Source organism: Propionibacterium australiense, from assembly GCF_003666605.1.
Classification (GTDB): domain Bacteria; phylum Actinomycetota; class Actinomycetes; order Propionibacteriales; family Propionibacteriaceae; genus Propionibacterium; species Propionibacterium australiense.
The window spans coordinates 63437-80594 of sequence record NZ_RCIV01000006.1; the positions used below are offsets into that span (position 1 = coordinate 63437).

16 protein-coding genes and 1 tRNA gene are annotated in these 17158 nt (G+C 71.2%); 6 read left to right on the forward strand and 11 right to left on the reverse strand.

Features of this window, described 5'->3' with window-relative positions:
* Positions 1–133: 133 nt before the first annotated feature.
* The 4 genes from galK to D9T14_RS06495 are packed head-to-tail and all read left to right on the forward strand — an operon-like array spanning position 134 to position 4597.
* The gene (galK, locus tag D9T14_RS06480; protein WP_119161601.1) at positions 134–1315 is read left to right on the forward strand and encodes a galactokinase; all 1182 of its coding nucleotides are present in this window, start codon (positions 134–136) and stop codon (positions 1313–1315) included.
* Positions 1315–2691 carry a UTP--glucose-1-phosphate uridylyltransferase gene (locus tag D9T14_RS06485; RefSeq protein ID WP_119161602.1) on the forward strand — a complete coding sequence of 459 codons (1377 nt, stop codon included), beginning with the start codon at positions 1315–1317 and terminating at the stop codon, positions 2689–2691. Before galK ends, D9T14_RS06485 begins: the two co-directional genes overlap by 1 nt.
* Entirely contained in the window at positions 2688–3593 is a 906-nt protein-coding gene (locus D9T14_RS06490; RefSeq protein WP_170175647.1) for an aldose 1-epimerase family protein, read from the forward strand. Before D9T14_RS06485 ends, D9T14_RS06490 begins: the two co-directional genes overlap by 4 nt.
* Positions 3572–4597, forward strand: a complete 1026-nt coding sequence (locus D9T14_RS06495; RefSeq protein WP_232012455.1) for a LacI family DNA-binding transcriptional regulator — start codon at positions 3572–3574, stop codon at positions 4595–4597. Before D9T14_RS06490 ends, D9T14_RS06495 begins: the two co-directional genes overlap by 22 nt.
* A 31-nt stretch (positions 4598–4628) precedes the next feature.
* Here the strand turns inward: D9T14_RS06495 and D9T14_RS06500 are convergent, their stop codons facing one another.
* From D9T14_RS06500 to D9T14_RS06525, 6 genes are all read right to left on the reverse strand, one after another.
* On the reverse strand, positions 4629–5840 hold the full coding sequence (locus D9T14_RS06500; protein WP_119161605.1) for an LPXTG cell wall anchor domain-containing protein: 1212 nt from the start codon (positions 5838–5840) through the stop codon (positions 4629–4631).
* A gap of 268 nt (positions 5841–6108) precedes the next feature.
* Positions 6109–6184 (reverse strand) — tRNA-Thr (locus D9T14_RS06505).
* 428 nt (positions 6185–6612) lie between these two features.
* Positions 6613–8250: an alpha/beta hydrolase gene (locus tag D9T14_RS06510; RefSeq protein ID WP_119161606.1), complete on the reverse strand. Its 1638-nt coding sequence runs from the start codon at positions 8248–8250 to the stop codon at positions 6613–6615.
* The gene (locus tag D9T14_RS06515) at positions 8250–9119 is read right to left on the reverse strand and encodes a PSP1 domain-containing protein (RefSeq protein ID WP_119161607.1); all 870 of its coding nucleotides are present in this window, start codon (positions 9117–9119) and stop codon (positions 8250–8252) included. The genes D9T14_RS06510 and D9T14_RS06515 overlap by 1 nt, the downstream gene beginning before the upstream one ends.
* A 133-nt stretch (positions 9120–9252) precedes the next feature.
* Positions 9253–10305 carry a DoxX family protein gene (locus D9T14_RS14360; protein ID WP_126464173.1) on the reverse strand — a complete coding sequence of 351 codons (1053 nt, stop codon included), beginning with the start codon at positions 10303–10305 and terminating at the stop codon, positions 9253–9255.
* A gap of 137 nt (positions 10306–10442) precedes the next feature.
* Positions 10443–11693 carry a DNA polymerase III subunit delta' gene (locus D9T14_RS06525; RefSeq protein ID WP_119161609.1) on the reverse strand — a complete coding sequence of 417 codons (1251 nt, stop codon included), beginning with the start codon at positions 11691–11693 and terminating at the stop codon, positions 10443–10445.
* Between the two features lie 134 nt (positions 11694–11827).
* Here D9T14_RS06525 and D9T14_RS13895 point away from each other — a divergent pair, with 134 nt between their 5' ends.
* Both D9T14_RS13895 and D9T14_RS13900 read left to right on the forward strand, forming a co-directional pair.
* The gene (locus D9T14_RS13895) at positions 11828–11968 is read left to right on the forward strand and encodes a PIN domain-containing protein (protein ID WP_197720635.1); all 141 of its coding nucleotides are present in this window, start codon (positions 11828–11830) and stop codon (positions 11966–11968) included.
* A 39-nt stretch (positions 11969–12007) separates the two neighbouring features.
* Positions 12008–12247, forward strand: coding sequence for a PIN domain-containing protein (locus D9T14_RS13900; RefSeq protein ID WP_197720634.1), 240 nt, complete (start codon positions 12008–12010; stop codon positions 12245–12247).
* Positions 12248–12572: 325 nt separating this feature from the next.
* On the opposite strand, the gene D9T14_RS06540 is transcribed toward D9T14_RS13900, so the two are convergent.
* The 5 genes from D9T14_RS06540 to D9T14_RS06560 form a co-directional block, all read right to left on the reverse strand.
* Positions 12573–12998: a hypothetical protein gene (locus D9T14_RS06540; RefSeq protein WP_126464172.1), complete on the reverse strand. Its 426-nt coding sequence runs from the start codon at positions 12996–12998 to the stop codon at positions 12573–12575.
* Between the two features lie 291 nt (positions 12999–13289).
* Positions 13290–13703, reverse strand: a complete 414-nt coding sequence (locus D9T14_RS13625) for an SdpI family protein (RefSeq protein WP_119161612.1) — start codon at positions 13701–13703, stop codon at positions 13290–13292.
* A 5-nt stretch (positions 13704–13708) separates the two neighbouring features.
* Positions 13709–14137, reverse strand: coding sequence for an SdpI family protein (locus D9T14_RS06550; protein ID WP_119161613.1), 429 nt, complete (start codon positions 14135–14137; stop codon positions 13709–13711).
* Positions 14138–15030: 893 nt separating this feature from the next.
* Complete coding sequence (gene tmk, locus D9T14_RS06555; protein WP_119161614.1) at positions 15031–15678, reverse strand: dTMP kinase; 648 nt, start codon at positions 15676–15678, stop codon at positions 15031–15033.
* A 2-nt stretch (positions 15679–15680) separates the two neighbouring features.
* Positions 15681–17105, reverse strand: a complete 1425-nt coding sequence (locus tag D9T14_RS06560; RefSeq protein ID WP_119161615.1) for a hypothetical protein — start codon at positions 17103–17105, stop codon at positions 15681–15683.
* Positions 17106–17158: the final 53 nt, after the last annotated feature.

Consider the following 17158-nt stretch of genomic DNA (forward strand, 5'->3'; position numbering starts at 1 on the left):
CCATGTAATTTGACGCCAGTCTGCTCGTAGCATTGCCTCTCTGTCAAGGGGTACAGAGAGGCTTGCAAAAAGGAAATGTTTACGTCACCATGTTGTTGTGCGGTCACCCTGACCGCTCGAAGGAGACGCAACGATGACGTACGAGATCTCTTCCTGGCCCGAGGCCGAGGGGGCCGCCAGGGCCACGGCACTGTTCACCGGCGCTTTCGACGCCGCACCGGCAGGGGTGTGGGCCTCACCGGGGCGCGTCAACCTGATCGGGGAGCACCTGGACTACAACGGCGGCTCGTGCGTGCCGATCGCCCTGCCGCACGCCACCTATGTGGCGTTGAGCCCTCGTGAGGACGACCGGGTGCGCATCACCTCGGCCGGCGCCGATCCCGAACTGTGGACCGGCACCCTGGCCGACATCCGCCCCGGCGGCGGGCAACCGACCTGGGTGAGTTACGCACTCGGTGTCGCCTGGGCGCTGGCCCGGGCCGGCCACGAACTGCGCGGCGTCGACGCCGCGGTCGTCTCGTGCGTGCCCACCAGCGCCGGGCTGTCGAGCTCGGCGGCCATCGAGTGCGCCGTCGGTCTCGCCCTGGTCGACACGTTCGACCTGCCCCTCACCCGCCCCGAGCTGGTCCTGGCGTGCCAGCAGGCGGAGAACGACGTGGTGGGCGCGCCCACCGGGACGATGGACCAGTCGGCCTCGCTGCTCGCCGATGAGGGCCGGGCGCTGGCGCTCAACACCCTGGACGGCTCGACCGAGCTCGTCCCCTTCGACCTGACGGCGCACGGCCTGAGCCTGCTGGTCATCGACACTCGCGCCTCGCACGCCCTCGTCGACGGCCAGTACGCGTCCCGCCGCACGACCTGCGAGACCGTCGCCGCCCGCGAGGGTGTACGGCTGCTCGGCGAGGTCACCGACGCCGACGAGCTGCTGGGACGCCTGGACGACCCGGTCGAGTTCAAACGGGTACGCCATGTGATGACCGAGATCGGCCGCGTCGAACGGTTCATCGAGCTGGTCAGAGCCGGGGACTACGACCGGATCGGCCCGCTGCTGGACGCCTCGCACGCCTCACTGCGCGACGACTACGAGGTGAGCTGCCCCGAACTGGACGCGGCCGTCGAGGCCGCCCGCGCCGCCGGGGCGCTCGGCGCGCGGATGACCGGCGGCGGTTTCGGCGGCTCGGCGATCGCGCTGGTGCCCACCGAGCTGCTCGCCCAGGTCGAGCAGGCCGTCGAACAGGCCTACGCCGAGCACGGCTGGGCCGAGCCGCGGTTCATCCCCGCCGTCGCCGCCAAGGCAGGAAGGAAGGTGCGGTGATGAGCGCCCAGGGTCTCGCCCGCGCCGCGGAGCGCATGGCACAGGCCGGCCTCCCCCGGCTCGCCATCGACGTCTTCAGCGACTACTACCACCAGCTGGAGCAGGGCCGCACCGGCCTGATCGGCGAGGACACCATCACCCCGATCACCCGGGTCGACGACCTCGCCGACGCCGAGTTCAGCGCCGAGGAGCAGGCCCGGGCGCTGAGCCGGACCGTCTTCATCAGGCTCAACGGCGGCCTGGGCACCTCCATGGGCATGGACCGCGCGAAATCGCTGCTCCCGGTGCGCGACGGCCTGAGCTTCCTCGACATCATCGTCCGCCAGCTCCAGGCCGTGCGCGCCGGCACCGGGGTGCAGGCGCCGCTGATCCTCATGAACTCGTTCCGTACGAGGGATGACAGCCTCGAGCTGCTGTCCGGCTACCCGCGGCTCAACCCCGACGGCATCCCCGCCGACTTCTGCCAGCACCGCGAGCCGAAGCTGCTCGTCGACTCGCTGGAACCGGTGGACTGGCCGGCCGACCCCGAACTCGAGTGGTGCCCGCCGGGTCACGGCGACATCTACGTCGCACTGCAGACCACCGGCATCCTGGACGCGCTCATCGCCGGCGGCTACCGCTACGCGAACACGGCGAACGCCGACAACCTGGGGGCCGCCCCCGACGGGCGGCTCGCCGCATGGTTCGCCGCCTCCGGCGCGCCCTACTCCCCCGAGGTCTGCCTGCGCACCCCGGCTGACCGCAAGGGCGGCCACCTGGCCATCCGCACGAGTGACGGCCGCATGATCCTGCGCGACACGGCGCAGACCCCCGAGGCCGACATGCGCTGGTTCACCGACGAGCACCGCCACCGCTTCTTCCACACGAACAACCTGTGGTTCGACCTGGTCGCCCTGCGGGACGCCCTGGCGGCGCGCGGCGGCCTGCCCGGGCTGCCGCTCATCCGCAACCGCAAGCACGTCGACCCGTCGGACCCGGCCTCCCCCGAGGTCTTCCAGATCGAGTCGGCGCTCGGCGCGATCGTCGAGGTCTTCGACGGGGCCCGCCCGGTGCTCGTGCCCCGTGAGCGCTTCCTGCCGGTCAAGACGACCGACGATCTGGCCCTGGTGCGCTCGGACGTCTACGAGCTGGGCGCCGACTACCGGCTGCGCAGGAGGACCGAGAGCACCCCGCTGGTGCGTCTCGACCCGCAGCACTACAAGCTGATCGCCGATTTCGAGGCCCGCTTCCCCTCCGGGGTGCCGTCGCTGCGGGAGGCCACGAGCCTGACGGTGCAGGGCGACTGGACCTTCGGGGCCGGTGTCGTCGCACGCGGCGACGTCGTGCTCGGCCCGACGACCCGCCCCATGCGGGTCGAGGACGGGGCACGGCTGTGAGCAGCGAGCTGATCCTCACCCGCGGGCACCAGCAGGCGGTCGTGGCCGGCCGGGGCGGCGCTCTGCGCGCCTACCGGGTGGCCGGACGCGACGTCATCGTCCCCCTCGGCCCCGGCCTGCCGAACTCGGGACTGCACGGCGCCGTCCTGGCCCCCTGGCCGAACCGCCTGGACGGCGGCCGCTACGTCTTCGACGGCGTGCAGCACCGGGTCCCGGTCAACGAGCCGGCGCGCGACAACGCCAACCATGGCTTCGTCCACGACATGGACTGGCACCTGACCCGGGCCGGGGAGGACACGGCGACGGCGACGGTCCTGCTCGAGACGCCCCCCGGCTACCCGTTCACGATCGAGCTGGCCGTCCGCTACGCGCTCGCCGAGGACGGCCTGACGGCCACGACGACCGTCACCAACCGGGGCGGCACACACGCCCCGTTCGGCATCGGTTTCCACCCGTGGCTGTCGCCCGGGGACGCCGGCGTCGACGACTGCGAGCTGAGCATCGACGCGTCCGGCTGGATCGAGACCGACGAGCGGCTGCTGCCGGTGGTCGCCCGACCGGTTCCCGCCGAACTGGACTTCACGAGGCCCCGACCCGTGGGCACCGTGGTGATGGACGACGGTTTCACCGGCGCCACCCGCGACGAGGACGGCCGTTCCTGGGTGCGCCTGGCCTCGCCGGACGGGTACGCCGCGGCCATCTGGTCACGGGCCCCGCTGGACTTCTGGCAGGTCACCACCGGGGACTTCCCCGATCTGGGGCCGCTGCGGCGTGCCGGTGTCGCCGCCGAACCCATGTCGTGCCCGGCCAACGCCCTGGCCAGCGGCGATCACCTGATCCGACTCCGCCCGGGACAGGAACTGGCCTTATCGTGGGGACTGTGCCTGAACCGGATCGCATGAGCGCGCGGCGCCCCAGGGCGTCGATGCGGGACGTCGCGCGGCTGGCCGGCGTCTCGGCGCAGACGGTCTCGCGCGTCGCGCGCGGTGAGGACACGGTTCGTCCCGCCACGACCGAGAAGGTCCGTGCGGCGATGCGCCAGCTCGGCTATGCGCCGAACCGCGCCGCGCAGGCGCTGCGCAGCGGCGCCTTCAACACCGTCGGCGTGATCGGCCACCGGCTCGCCCGGACCGGCGAGGCCCACATCACCGATGCCGTGACCGCGGCGCTGCGCACCGAGGGTTTCGGCGCCATGTTCGTGGACGCCCCGTCCAACAGCGTCGAGGACTTCATCGAGGCGCTCAACGCCCTGTCGCAGTCGGTGGACGGGGTCATCGTACTGAGCCTCGAGACGCCGAACGCCTCGACGGTGAGCCTGCCCGACGGCATCCCCCTCGTCGTGGGCGACTTCCGCTACACCGACCGGTACACGGCCGTCGGCGCGGACCAGGCGACCGGCACCCGCGACGCGGTGCGCCACCTGCTCGATCTCGGGCACGAGACCGTGCACCACATCGCCGGCCCGGCCACCTCGGTGCAGGCCAAGGCCCGCGAGGAGGCGTGGATCGCGGCCCTGTGGGAGCACGGGCGCGCCGTGCCGCCGCTGGCGCGGGGCGACTGGTCGCCCCGGTCCGGCTACGAGGCCGGTCTGCGGCTGCTCGAGGATCCCGGTGTGACGGCCGTCTTCAGCGCCAACGACGAGATGGCCCTCGGCCTCATCAGGGCCTGCCACGAGACGGGCCGGCGCATCCCCGAGGACGTCTCGATCGTCGGTTTCGACGACATCATGGCCGAGTGGATGTGGCCGCCGCTGACCACCGTCGCCCAGGACTTCACGACGATCGGCACCGAGCTCGTGGCCGCCCTGCTGCCCCAGTTGCGGGGCGAGTCCGATGAACCCCGCGGGGTCCTGGTGCCCGCTCCCCTCGTCGTCCGGCGCAGCACGACGGTGCCGCACGGCACCTGACCGCGCGGCACCGCCGGACGGGGTGGGTAGTTCAGTCGCGTCTGCGCCGCCTGGTCACCAGGGATGCGGCGGTGCCGACGGCGACCATGGCCGCACCGACGAAGGACATGATGGTGCCGCCGGTGCGCGGCAGACCCCAGGGACGACTGGCGGGCTCCTCCGAGCCGGGCTTCGGGGCCTCCGCGTCGTCCCCGGCAGGATCGGCGGGCAGGGCCTCATCGGTCCCGGCGGGCTCGGTGGCCTGGGTCGAGCTGGGCTCGGCGGTCGGCGCCGGCCCGGGTACGGCGGACGTCGTCTCCGAGGACGGCTCCTGGCCGGTGCCCGCCGACTCGTCGGGGGACGTCTCCTCCGTGGTGACGGCGTAGGGGCGGGCGACGAACGAGAGATCGTCCCGCAGCGAGGCCGAGAAGTCCTCCTCGACCACCCCGGCGCCCGATTCGGGGCCGTAGGAGTGAATGATCCGGCCGTCCCCGACGTAGAGGGCCACATGGTAGATGTTCGCGAACTGGTTCGGTTCGGTGCTCGGTGTGGGGCTGCTGTCACCGCTGACGGACTGCTGGGAGAAGAACAGGACGTCGCCCGGCTGGTACTGGCTAGAGCCGTCGTCCAGCCAGGTCCGGCCATGAGCGTGGAACCAGCGGGCGAGGTTGGCGGCGCCCGACAGCTCGCCGCTCTGCGCGGCAGAACCGAAGTCGACGCCCTCGCCCACCCGGGTGTTCTCGTCCGCGACGTAGGTGGTGTGCTCGTAGTCCCAGCCCATGAGGACCATGTTGACGAACGAGGAACAGGTCACGGCGTAGGGCTTCGTGTCGGTGGCGTGGATGACCTTCCCGGACAGCGGGGTGATCCGCGAGCTGTCCCAGATCAGGTCGGTTCCGGCTGCCGCGAAGCTCTGCGCGCGGGCGAGTTCCTGCTCGACGGCCGAGTCGTCGGCCGGAGCGTCGGGCTGCTCGTCCAGGCCCTGGGGCACGGCCCAGCTGCCGTCGGCGAGAGGCACCGCGATGTCCCCGTAGGCGCCCTGCGGCTGGGCGGCGGCGACCGTGTAGGTCATGGCGCCGCCGTCACCGGCTTCGGCGTAGCCGGCGGTTCGCACGGTGCCGCTCAGACCGCTCGCCTCGCTCATCTCCTCAACGGTCTGGAACTGCCTGACATCGTCCCCGCTGGAAGGGTTCGCGTAGGCGGTGCCCGGGATGAGCAGCGCGATCGCGCTGATCAGTACGGCGGGTATGGCACGCTTCTTCACAGGTGCTGCTCCTCGGTTGGGGGTTCTACTGGGGGTGAACCTGACTAGGTTCGCACAGAATCGGACCGGATGCCGAATCTGGAAGCCACCGAGAAATCCCTGAGATTCGCGGTGGCTCCTGCCGCCGCGGACGGCGCGTGGCTGCCCGGCACACCGTGAACCTGGGGCTGACCAGGGAGATCGCCGAGAGCAGTGCGAGATGGCCGCTCGTGGCGCGCGGGTCGTTCTCGGGTGGGATCGGACCCGGAGTACGTGGCGGGGCCGACGATGGAGCCAACTGCGGGAATCGAACCCGCGACCTACGCTTTACGAGAGCGTCGCTCTACCGACTGAGCTAAGTTGGCATGCCGCCCGCGAGGGACGGCGCGTTCACTATACCGGGCGAATCGGGCTGGGACGAATCGGCTGGCCGGAGCATCGGGCGGGACGGGCCGGTGCGCTGCTCAGCGGCGGGCCGGGAGAACGGGCCGGCGCGGATGAGGGCGGGCGCCCGTCCAAAGCACCCGCCCTCGATGGTGCCGGCCTTGAGTGGATGGATGAGTGGTCACCGGCACCTGTTGAGCCGCTCCGTGGCTCAAGTCTCTGCGCGCGGACAGCTCCGCGGTGTCCCGCGGGTCTGTCCGCACCGCCGGGGCCGCGCAGGGGGCCGTGCGGCGAACCGGCTCAATAAGCCTAGGCTGGGATGCCCGCCCGCGCCGAGGGCGGCAGGAGCCGTGACCCTCTCACTCGGCCGGTTCCGTCCTGCGCCGTTCCGGGCGTGCGGCCAGGGGGTTCAGTCGGTGCAGACCAGGCCGTCCCGGGGCACCGTGCCGTCGTTGAGGAAGGCGGTGACGGCGCCGTCGAGGCAGCTGCTGCCCCGGCCGAAGGCGCCGTGCCCTTCGCTCTCCCGGCTGACGAGCACCGTGGTGGGCATCTGCTGACGCATCCAGTGCGCGTACTCGTGGGGCGTGGCCGAGTCGCCCGTGTTCGAGACGATGAGGATCGTCGGGGCCCGCGCGGCGGTGATCTTGATCTGGGGCGCCGGCCGGGCCGCCCAGGTGGGGCAGCTCAGCTCCAGGCCCAGGGCCCGACCGAGCACGGGGGTGCTGGCGAAGTCGTCGCTGCGCCAGTCGCTGATGGCCTGCTGCACACCGTCGTCGGTGGCGTCCGCGCAGCCGATGGCCGGGAACGAGTAGGTGAGCTGCGCATAGCCCTCGTCGCTGCGCCCGGTCATCGCGTCGGCGACCCGGAGCAGGTACGCGCCGGACCCGGACCTGGCCAGCATGATGGCCTGACTGAGGTCGGTGTAGGCGCTGGAGTCCTGGTAGAGGAACAGCAGGATGCCGTTGACGGCCAGGCTCTGGGTGAGTTCGCGCTCACCCACGGCCAGTGGCTGGGAGTCGAGGCCGTCGAGGAAGGACGAGATCGTTCCGAGCACCTCCGACCGGCTGTCGCCGAGCCGGCAGGCGGTGTCGTCGCCGCACCACTGCGCGAAGGCGCCGAGGGCCTGCTCGAAGCCGTCGGCCTGCCGGACACTGTCCCGGTCGGTGACGTTGACGGCCGAGTCGAGCACCATGCGGCCGACGTGCTCCGGGTAGAGCTCGGCGTAGACGGCGCCCAGCCAGGTGCCGTAGCTGACGCCGTACCAGTTGAGCTCGTCCTGGCCGAGCAGCGCCCGGACGAGGTCCATGTCGTGGGCGGTGTCGATCGAGCTGATGTGGTCGAGCAGCGCCCCGGAGTTCCGGCGGCACTGGGCGGCGAAGTCACGGGCCGCAGCGACGAGGGCGTCGGTCTCCGACTGGTCGTCGGGCGACCAGTCGGAGACCTTGAAAGCATCGGTCTGCTCCAGGTCGCCGCAGACGACCGGCGTGGACTCGCCCGAACCGCGCGGGTCGACACCGACGATGTTGTAGTCCTCGAGTCCGGTGGTCTCGACGTAGGTGACGAAGTCCTGGGCGCTGGCGCCGGGGCCGCCGGGGTTGATGAACAGGTACTGGTCGGACTCGCCGCCGGCGGCCGGGCGCATGCGCAGGGCTAGGGTGATCGCCTGCCCGTCGGGATCGCGCCAGTCGAGGGGGGCGATGACGGTGGCGCACCGGTCATCGGCCGCCTCCCGCTGCTCGTCCGCGTCGGCGTCCTCGAGCGGGGCGCACTCGCCCCAGTCGATCCGCTGGTCCGCGTAGCGTTGCAGGCCCCGGCCGCTGGGGGCGTCGGTGAAGCCCGGCACGTCCGGCTGGACAACGTCGATCCGTTGCCGGTCCGGGGCCGTCCCCAGCCCCTCCCAGGTGGCCGAGGGCGTGGGCAGCTGCCGGCTGTCGCCCGGGGAGGGCGTCGGCGACGGGGACCGGGGCGACGGGCTGCCGCCGCAGCCGGCCAGCAGCAGAGCACAGGCCAGGACGATCGAGCAGAGGCGGGGGCGGGAAGCACCCATCATCCCTCCTGAACGTCGTGGCGCTGGATCCGTCGGCGCGCCGGGCCCCGGCGGGCAGCGGCGTCCCGGGGCCGGACCGGGCAGACCGTCCCGAGCGGGCAGCTGCGGCGCTCACCACCGGCGCCCGCCACGACGACCGCGTCGAGCGGCACCTGATAGCCCACGACACGTCCCTGCCCTCCTGGCGTGGTCACAGCCGAGTCGAGACGCGGGGCGCGGGCATGGAAGTCCTCGTAGACGTCCTGCTCGTAGTGCAGGCAGCAGGCCGGCCTGCCGCAGACGCCGATGCACTGGGTGCCGTTCGCCGCGAGGTCCTGGGTCCGGGCCAGGCGCAGCGAGACGGGGTCGAGCGTACGCAGGTGACTGGCGCAGCACAGGGGACGCCCGCACATGCCGACACCGCCGAGCAGCCGCGTCGCGTCACGATCGCCCACCTGACGCAGGTCGATGCGGGTGCGCAGCACTCGGACCAGGTCGCCGAGCAGCGCCCGGAAGTCGACCCGGTCGGGCGCCTGGTAGTAGAGGACGGTGAGCCGATTGCCCTCGCCGTCATCGTCCATGTAGTCGGTGGCGAGCAGCTTCATGTCCAGCCCGTGCCGCTCGATGAGAGCCCGCGCGACCTCCGCGGCGCGGGCACGGCGCCGCTGATGCTCCTCGTCACGGGCCAGATCGGCTTCCGTGGCGGGGCCCGCGCAGGTGGGCACGCCCGCACCGAGGTCCGCTTGCCCGCACCAGACGACGGTGGCCACCTCGAGGCCCCCCGCTGTGGGGTAGAGGACCTTGTCGCCGGGCGCACAGTCCTGCCCGGCGGCAGCCAGGAAGTGCAGCTGCCCGTACGGCTCGAAACTCACGGCCAGGGCCTTTGTCATGCCTGCACGATACAGCGGGCCACCGTAGGCCCCGTGCCGCTGCGGCCGCGCGCGCGGCACGACGGTTCAGGGCGGGCACGAGAAAACCCGCCCGGCACGCCATGGGCCGGGCGGGATGGTCGGGACGGACGGCTCAGACCTTGGCCCTGGCCCGGGCCTTCTTCCTGGCGCGGGAACGCCGCAGGCCGCCGTCGATCGACCAGCCGCCGGCGCCGAGGAACAGGAAGCACAGGCCGATGCCGGCCAGCAGGAACTCGATGTCGCCGGAGAAACCGGCCTGGCCGGCGACGAACGGGTTGAACCTGCCCCAGCGGAAGAACGCCAGGGTGGCCCCGGTCAGCGCGACGAGCAGGGCGGCGGCGATGCGGGTGCCCAATCCGAACAGGAGCATCACTGCGATGGCCAGGCCGAGGACGCCGACCCCCATCGAGACCATGTCGGCCTGCGGTACGCCGATGCCCTGCAGGGCCTTGATGACCGGACCGGACTCGGTGACGATCTGGAAGCCGAGGGCGCCGACGGTGGCAGCGGCGACGACGCGCAGGAAGAGCAGCCCCAATGAGCCGGCGAACTTGTCGGTGGTGCGCTTGGCCGGGGGCTTGGCGGTGGCGGTGGCCGCGGCAGCGGGTGCCGCGGCAGGTGCGACGGTGCCGAGGCGACGATCACGCTCGGCCTTCTGGCGGGCCCGGGCGGCGGCCTCGGCCTGCTGGGCGCGAACCTCGGCCTCGCGGGCGGCGCGTTCGGATGCCTCGGAGGCCGCCTTGCCGGTCTCCTCCGTGGCGGCCTCGTCGCCGCCGGTCTCGGCCTGGCCCGGCGCGTCGTCCTCCTCGGCGGCGGGCAGGTCCAGGGAGACGGTCCTGTCGGCGGCGGGCAGATCCAAGGAGACCGTCCTGTCGACGGTCGGGGGCGCGAGAAGAGCGGTCTGCTCCGCCTCGTCCTCCTCGGGAAGCCCAAGGACCTGCGTGGCATCGGCCTCCTCGGCGGGCTGGGGCTCGTCGGCGACGATCTCGTCGAGTTCGTCCAGCGCGGCGGTCTCCTCGTCCTCGGCGGCGCGAGCCGCCCCGCGCGGCTCGCCGAAGCCACCAGCGACGGCCGCGTTCGCCTCGTGCGTGGCGCCGACGCTCTGGTGAGGCTGATCGGTGGGCGTGCTCACGCTGTCATACAGACCCTCGTTCTGGTCACTCACGGGCTTGGTCCTCTCGCTGCTGATGCGCTGCACCCGCCAGGCACATGGATGCATGATCAATCTTCGCGGAGGCCCCGGTGAACGTACCGGTTCAACACGCCCGACAGGCTGATTCATCCATGGGAGAGCAAGGCCGTTCAGCGTCCGGGGGCGCTGAGCTGAACGAGCATCGCCTCCACGGCGAGGACCTCGGCGACGTTGTGCATGAGGGCCTCGCGGCAGGCCAGGATCGCGTCGATGCAGGCCAGCGTGCGCTCGGGTGTCGAGGCGGCGGCAGCGGCCCGGACCTCGTCGCGCATGTCGATGTTGATGAGGCCGGGGAGCTGCTCGCCCGCACCGGCCGCCGCCGCACCGCCGGAGTCGACGGCGCCGGTCTGCACCGCCAGGACGTCGCGGTACCACGTGGTGAGTTCGGTGAGGCTGCGGTCGAGGGCGTCGCGGCGCAGGCGCTTGGCGCGCGCCGTCTGCTGGTCGGTGAGCGACTTGAGGGCCGCTGCGGCGTTCCGCGGGCGGGCGCCCTTGGTGCCGTAGCCGAGAGCATCCTGGAATTCCTTCTTCTCGCGCTCATCGAGGGCGTCGGTGACCTTCTTGGCCTCGTCGGCGGCGGTGTCGACGAGTTCGGCGGCGATCGACAGGGCGGCGGTGAGATCGGTCAGGCGCGAGGGCACCTTCAGGACCGCCCGGCGGGCGGCACGGGCCTCCTCGCTGCGGGCGAGCGCCTTGGCGCGGCCGATGTGGCCCTGGGCGGCGCGAGCGGCGTACTCGGCCATGGCCGGATCGACACCATCGCGGCCGATGAGCAGACGCACGACGTCGGCGTCGGCGGGCGTGCGCATGCCCACCTGGCGGCAGCGCGAGCGGATGGTGACGATGACGTCGTCGGCGGTGGGCGCGCACAGGATCCAGACCGTCCGGGCCGGGGGCTCCTCGATGCTCTTGAGGAGCGCGTCGGCGCCCTGGACGGTGATGCGGTCGGCGTCCTCGACGACGATGACCTGGTAGCGCCCCATCGTGGGGCTCATGGCGCCCTTGCGGACGAGATCGCGCACCTCGTCGACGCCGATGGACAGCTTCTCGGTGCGCACGAGGGTCACGTCCGGGTGGGCGCCCGACAGGGCCGAGCGGCACTCGCGGCAGCTGCCGCAGCCGCCGTCGGGACACTGCAGCGCGGCCGCGAAGGCGCGGGCGGCATTGGAGCGGCCCGAGCCGGGCGGCCCGGTGACGAGCCAGGCATGGGTCATGGCGTGCAGGCCGCCGGCGACGGCCCGGCGCAGGATGGTGACGGCTTCGGACTGGCCGACCAGGTCGGCCCAGACCCCGGTGAGCGGGCCGGACTGGGGCTCGGGCGCAGCAGGGGCCGCTGGCTGCCCCGATGGTGACTGCGTCATGGCCCTCCCCTGAAGTGTCCGTTGTGCCGTCACGTCGCGTTGGACGTCACCATCCATACTGCCAGCAGGCACCGGCGATTCCTGGTTCTTCCCGTGCCCGAGCGCACCGACACGGCACGGGCGGTGGATCTCACGTGATCGTCCTCGACACGAACGTCGTCTCGGAAACTCTCCGCCCCCACCCGAACGCGAGGATCGTCGCATGGCTGGAAGGACTCACAGACGACGTCGCCATCACCACCATCACACTCGCCGAGCTGCTCGCCGACGTGTGAAGACTTCCCGCCGTCCGACGACGGACAGCGTTGACCGCGATGATCGAGGAAGTGCTCGAGCCGCACCGCGGGACCCGCGCCATCGTGCCATTCGACGAGCCCGCAGCCGAGCAGTACGCCGAGGTCCTTGCCGCCGGTGAGCGCGCGGGATCACCGATCCACACCGCGGACGCCCAGATCGCAGCGATCTGCCGGGTGCACCGGGCGATCTGCGCCACCCGTCACACGGAGGACTTCGCCGACACCGGGATAGACCTCGTCAACCCCTGGCCGCCATGACCGGTTGGCGTCACCGATGATCTCCGTCGTGTCGCTCCGTCGCCGTCCGGCGTCGATCGAATCGGCGGCCTTCGACCCTGCCAGGCGATCGGATGTCCCGGATCGTCAGGGCCGCGCACACGGTCATGGCGACTGCTGCGATGAGGGAGACGATGTTCGCCCCATGATCCAGCCCGCGGGCCACGGCCCAGATGGCCTGCAGCACCGCGATGACCAGCACTGCCGAAGAACCCGCCAGGGCGAGCCTCGGGCTCGTGGCCGAACTCCCCATCACACCTCCACTTCCAACCGTTTCTGCGCGGTAACAAGGCATGACGACACGGCGTCAAGGGCGATCGACCCTGCCGGGTGCCCCATTCCGGCTCACCGGCCCCGGCCCTGATGAGCTCGGGGAGGAGGCTGCCGTCGCCCTGGCGACCCTGCGGGAGTGCCAGATGTTGAACGCCAGCGAGACGAGGCAGCAGCCGAAGAGCACGCTCTCGGTGAGGACGAGCGCCGAGGGGTTCGAGCGGAGAACGATCATGCAGACCAGGGCGACACCACTGACCCCGACGAGGTCGACCCTCGCCAGATGCAGGGCCGCCTCGTACCCGGCCTGGCGCGCGTCCCGCGAGTCCGGGCCCGCCGTGCCGGACCGCCCGGTGGAGCCGGCCGCCGGGCGGCTCCTGCGGTAGAAGATCGTCGTGGCCACCACCGGCACCACGACGTCGGCGGCGAACATCACCCATGCGATGACTGGGATTCCTGACATGACATCACTTCCCTGGATTCTCGAACTTTCCTGTCCCCTTGCGCCCCCTGGGCCGGACCGCCGTGATCGCGGCGAGAAAAATGGCGAACCGGTCAACCTCGCCGGAGGCGATGATTCCCCAGGCGGCCATGAAGATGACCCGCCTCGTCGCCACGATCCCACCCCGCCCGCAGCGAGTATCCGGCGGTTCAGAAGACGAACATCTGCCTGCTCCATCTCGTCATTCGGCACGGTGACCCGGCTCATCAGAGCCTTGGAGCAGCCCAGCCCGCTGATCTCCCAAAACGTGGATCACTGGTGAACAGACCGGAGCGGTCCGTCCTGTTGAGCGTCAACCATGGCCCTCGCCACCTTGCAGGCATGCCGGGCATTGAGCCCGAGCGGAATGAGATAGCCACCGAAGAGAATGCTCTCGGCGAGCACCAGATGCCACGACCGAAGAACGAGCAGGCAGACCACCGCGGTCCCGCAGAAACCGATGAGGATGAACTTCTCCCATCGCAGGGCGGCCCGGTGCGCAGCCCGCCACACCTCCGGGGAACTCGCCACCACCCTGATCCTAATACCAGCCCACCGATTGGGCTTGGCGTTGGGGCGGCTCTGGGCACAATAAGTCACAAAGCCAGCCATTGGAAGAGTAATGGCCCCCACAAACATTATCCATCCAGTAGTCGTGATGCCAGTCATCGCATCACCACCCTTCATTCCTGTCAATTCCTACATGACCTGCCCGCCGCGTCCAGCGACCCGACCGCCTCGGCCGCCTTGACGGCGTGCCACGTGTTCAGTGCGAGCGAGACGAGGCAGCAGGCGTAGAGAACACACTCGGCCAAGACGAGCCACCGCGCCCGAAGAAGGAGCAGGCAGATCAGGGCGGCACCGCAGACACCGATGAGATCGAATCTCGACCACCGGAAGGCTGCCCGGTGCGCAACCCGCCACGCAGCTGGGGATCTCATCGTCGCCGCGACACGAATACCGGCCCAGTGAGTGGGTTTGGCCTTCGGGCGGCTTTGAACCAAGCTTGTCACAGCGACTGACACCGGTGTCACGATGTTGAGCCCGAACATCACCCAAGCTGTAACGGATACTCCAGTCATCTTGTTGCTCCTCGCATCCTTCAGCCCGTGTCTGGTCATACGGCGTACCAGCCGGAATGCACCCGAGGGTGCTCAGCACGGGCATCAAGGACGTTGACGGACCCGGGTGATTCCCCGATGCTCGTCATGAAGAAGAAGATCACCTTGCGAGCCCCCATATCCGCGTAACCTTGAGCAACCTGGCGAGCCCGCTCCTCGAGAGAGGGCTGCGTGACCGCCGAACCCTCGAAACCGAGTGATGCGGCGGCAATGGCCCTGTTCCAGCCACTGTCAGCCCCCCGTATCCTGCTCGGCCGTCGGGGTGAGCCCAATCCGTAGATGGAGTCGTCGTGCGCTGGCTTGCAGCGTGTCCAGCGCGAGCGGGGACTCATCGCCGGCCGCAGCGACCCCGAGGGTACGAGCGACGCCCGGAGCAGAAGCACCTGTTCATTTCAAAAAGACACCCGACCAAGCACCCATGTCAAGGCAGTGAAATGATTTCGCGAGGCCTCTTCCGGTGCACGAGCGTGTCCTTCAGGGGGATCCCGGGGAAACAAGACATGTCCCCTGAAGGGAAACCTGAATACCAAGTTCACTCAGGATAGGCACACCTTTATTCTTGAATCTTGACATGACCTGATGTGGCGGGATCATCGACCGCACACCTGTGGGGAATACCGGTTGCGAACGTCCTGCCCGCCCGGACGATGGGGCGGCCCCTTGATCATGGGCCGGCTTGGTGGCGCCGGGGCGGGTCAAGTCGGATGCCACACCGGTGCCGGCGGGACCGGATCAGCCTGTCACGCGGCATCGCCAGCCGATCCCCGGGGCATCTCTCAGATCCGCGGCGACGGCGACGAGGATCATGCGTACTGCCGTGGCAGCGGAGGCAACGAGGAAACGGGCCTCACCCCGGGCCGCCGGGCGAGCAGTCGTCGCGGCTCCGCGGGCGGTCAGCCCCGAAGGCCGTCGACGCCGAGCTCGACGAGGCGCTGCCTGATCCGCCTCGCCAGCTGCTCGCGGCCGGTGCGGGCCGGCAGCACGAGATAGCGTTCGGGGGCCTTGGCGGCCAGGTCGAGGAAACCCTGGCGCACACGCCGGTGGAAGCCGTCGCCGGCCTGCTCCAGACGGTCCCTGCCCCGCTTGACGCCGACGGCCCGCGCCGGGTCCATGTCGAGCAGGACGGTCAGGTCGGGGACGAGCCCGCCCGTGGCCCACGCCCCGATGGCGGCGACGTCGTCGACGTCGAGGACGCGACCGGCCCCCTGGTAGGCGAGCATCGAGTCCATGTAGCGGTCGCACAGCACCACCGCCCCCCGGTCGAGGGCCGGGCGCACCACCTGGTGCAGGTGCTGGGCCTTGTCGGCCGCGTACAGCAGGGCCTCGGCGCGCGGCGCGACATCACCGGTGGCGGGGTCGAGCAGCAGCGCGCGCAGCGCCTCCCCGAGCCTGGTGTCGCCGGGTTCGCGGGTGACGATGTGCTCGACGCCGGCCTCGTGCAGGGCACGCGCGGCGAGCTGCACCTGCGTCGACTTGCCGACCCCGTCGCCCCCCTCGAAGACGACGAACCAGCCCGGGTGGGGGCGCGCGGGTGCGGTCATGGCTAGCCCTGACGCCCGAGCTCGGTGATGGCCTCCATGACCCGGGACGGGCTGGGCAGCGGCGTCTTGGTCACGCCGGACGCCTGCGGCAGGTCCTCACGCAGACCGGGCCAGTCCTCGCCGAAGGCGGCGCGGGCGGCCGCGGCCCTGGCGCCGGCGCGCTCGTCGGCACGGCCGACCTGGTAGGCCTGCTCCGGGGTGAGCTCGGCGATCGGCCGGCGGGGATGTCCGGGACCCTGCGCCTCGGCGAGGGCGGCGGCGACACGGCCGAGCAGCTTGGCCGTGCGCTTGGCCCTGGGAACCGCGGGCCGGGCGATGCGGGCGAGGTCGAGGGCGCGTTCGGCGCCGACCAGTGCCCGGGCCCAGGCCGCGTCGTCACCGGGGTGCTCGATCGCGGAGTCCGCGTCGACGCGCACCGCGGCGATCTCGGTGAGCAGTTGGGCGCCGAGGGCCTCGGCGGCCTCCTCCGCAGCGTTCTCGTCGACCCGCGGGATGCGGGCGGCCAGGTCGAGGGCGTCGAGCAGCTGGTCGTACTCGGCCCGCCCGATGATGGTGGCGGGCTCAGCCCCTTGGAGGGCGTCGAGGCGGCCGAGCTGGTCGGCGCGCCAGGACTCGTCGACGATACCGCGCAGGGCGCCCAGCTCGCCGCGGAACTCGTCGAGCCGCTCGGCCAGAAGAGCAGGGTCGGTGGCCTCGCCGCTCCGCAGCGTGAGATCGGCGGCGAGGATCGACCGGTGGCGGCGGGCCAGCAGCCAGGACAGGAAGCCTGCCGTCGTCTGGTCCGCGGGTTTCTTACCGGCATGGACCGGTTCGGGGACCACCTCGCCGACCCGGGTGAACAGGTCCCGGAAGCCGTCGACGCGGACCGCGCCGATCTGGGCCATCTGCTCGGCGATGAAGGCCCGCTGGTGGGAATTGAGGCGGGACACGTCGAAGGTGGACTCCCGGAAGCGGCCGGTGGCGATGCCGCCGCGCCTCATGGTGATGCGGTCATCGGTGAGCACGGCCAGGATCTCGCCGGACTCGTCGAGCATGCCGTAGCGGGAGCGCACCCGCGTGCAGCTGACGACGGGGCTGAGGATCGCCCCGCGGCGGAAGGGCGCGAGCAGTTCGTCGACCTCATCGGGCAGCTCCGCGTCGGTGTCGCTGGCGATCGGTTCGGTGTGCTCGCCAGGCAGCCAGGGCTCCCACGAGGGAGCCCAGACGAACCACTCCCCGAGCTCGCCGACGGCCCGCTGGGCGAGCATGACGCCCGAGTGCAGCAGGCGCTCGGTGGGGGTGTCCAGGACGGTCACCGTCACCTGGCCGGCCGCACCGTTGTCGAGCAGGACGACGCGGTCGATGGCCAGCGCCGTGCTGGTGAGCTCGGGTGCGTGCACGTGCCAGGGCGTCTCGAAGAACCAGTTCCTGCTCTGCTGTGCGCTCATGCCCGCTCCTCGGATCGGTGGTCGGCCCGGTGCCGTCGTGTCGTGCCCTCTTC

Bases quoted from the DNA above. Each gene is read 5' to 3' on its own strand.
- galK (WP_119161601.1), top strand. From the start codon at position 134: ATGACGTACGAGATCTCTTCCTGGCCCGAGGCCGAGGGGGCCGCCAGG.
- D9T14_RS06485 (WP_119161602.1), top strand. From the start codon at position 1,315: ATGAGCGCCCAGGGTCTCGCCCGCGCCGCGGAGCGCATGGCACAGGCC.
- D9T14_RS06510 (WP_119161606.1), bottom strand. From the start codon at position 8,250: ATGGGTGCTTCCCGCCCCCGCCTCTGCTCGATCGTCCTGGCCTGTGCT.
- D9T14_RS06515 (WP_119161607.1), bottom strand. From the start codon at position 9,119: ATGACAAAGGCCCTGGCCGTGAGTTTCGAGCCGTACGGGCAGCTGCAC.
- D9T14_RS06525 (WP_119161609.1), bottom strand. From the start codon at position 11,693: ATGACGCAGTCACCATCGGGGCAGCCAGCGGCCCCTGCTGCGCCCGAG.
- D9T14_RS13900 (WP_197720634.1), top strand. From the start codon at position 12,008: ATGATCGAGGAAGTGCTCGAGCCGCACCGCGGGACCCGCGCCATCGTG.
- D9T14_RS06540 (WP_126464172.1), bottom strand. From the start codon at position 12,998: ATGTCAGGAATCCCAGTCATCGCATGGGTGATGTTCGCCGCCGACGTC.
- D9T14_RS13625 (WP_119161612.1), bottom strand. From the start codon at position 13,703: ATGAAGGGTGGTGATGCGATGACTGGCATCACGACTACTGGATGGATA.
- D9T14_RS06550 (WP_119161613.1), bottom strand. From the start codon at position 14,137: ATGACCAGACACGGGCTGAAGGATGCGAGGAGCAACAAGATGACTGGA.
- tmk (WP_119161614.1), bottom strand. From the start codon at position 15,678: ATGACCGCACCCGCGCGCCCCCACCCGGGCTGGTTCGTCGTCTTCGAG.
- D9T14_RS06560 (WP_119161615.1), bottom strand. From the start codon at position 17,105: ATGAGCGCACAGCAGAGCAGGAACTGGTTCTTCGAGACGCCCTGGCAC.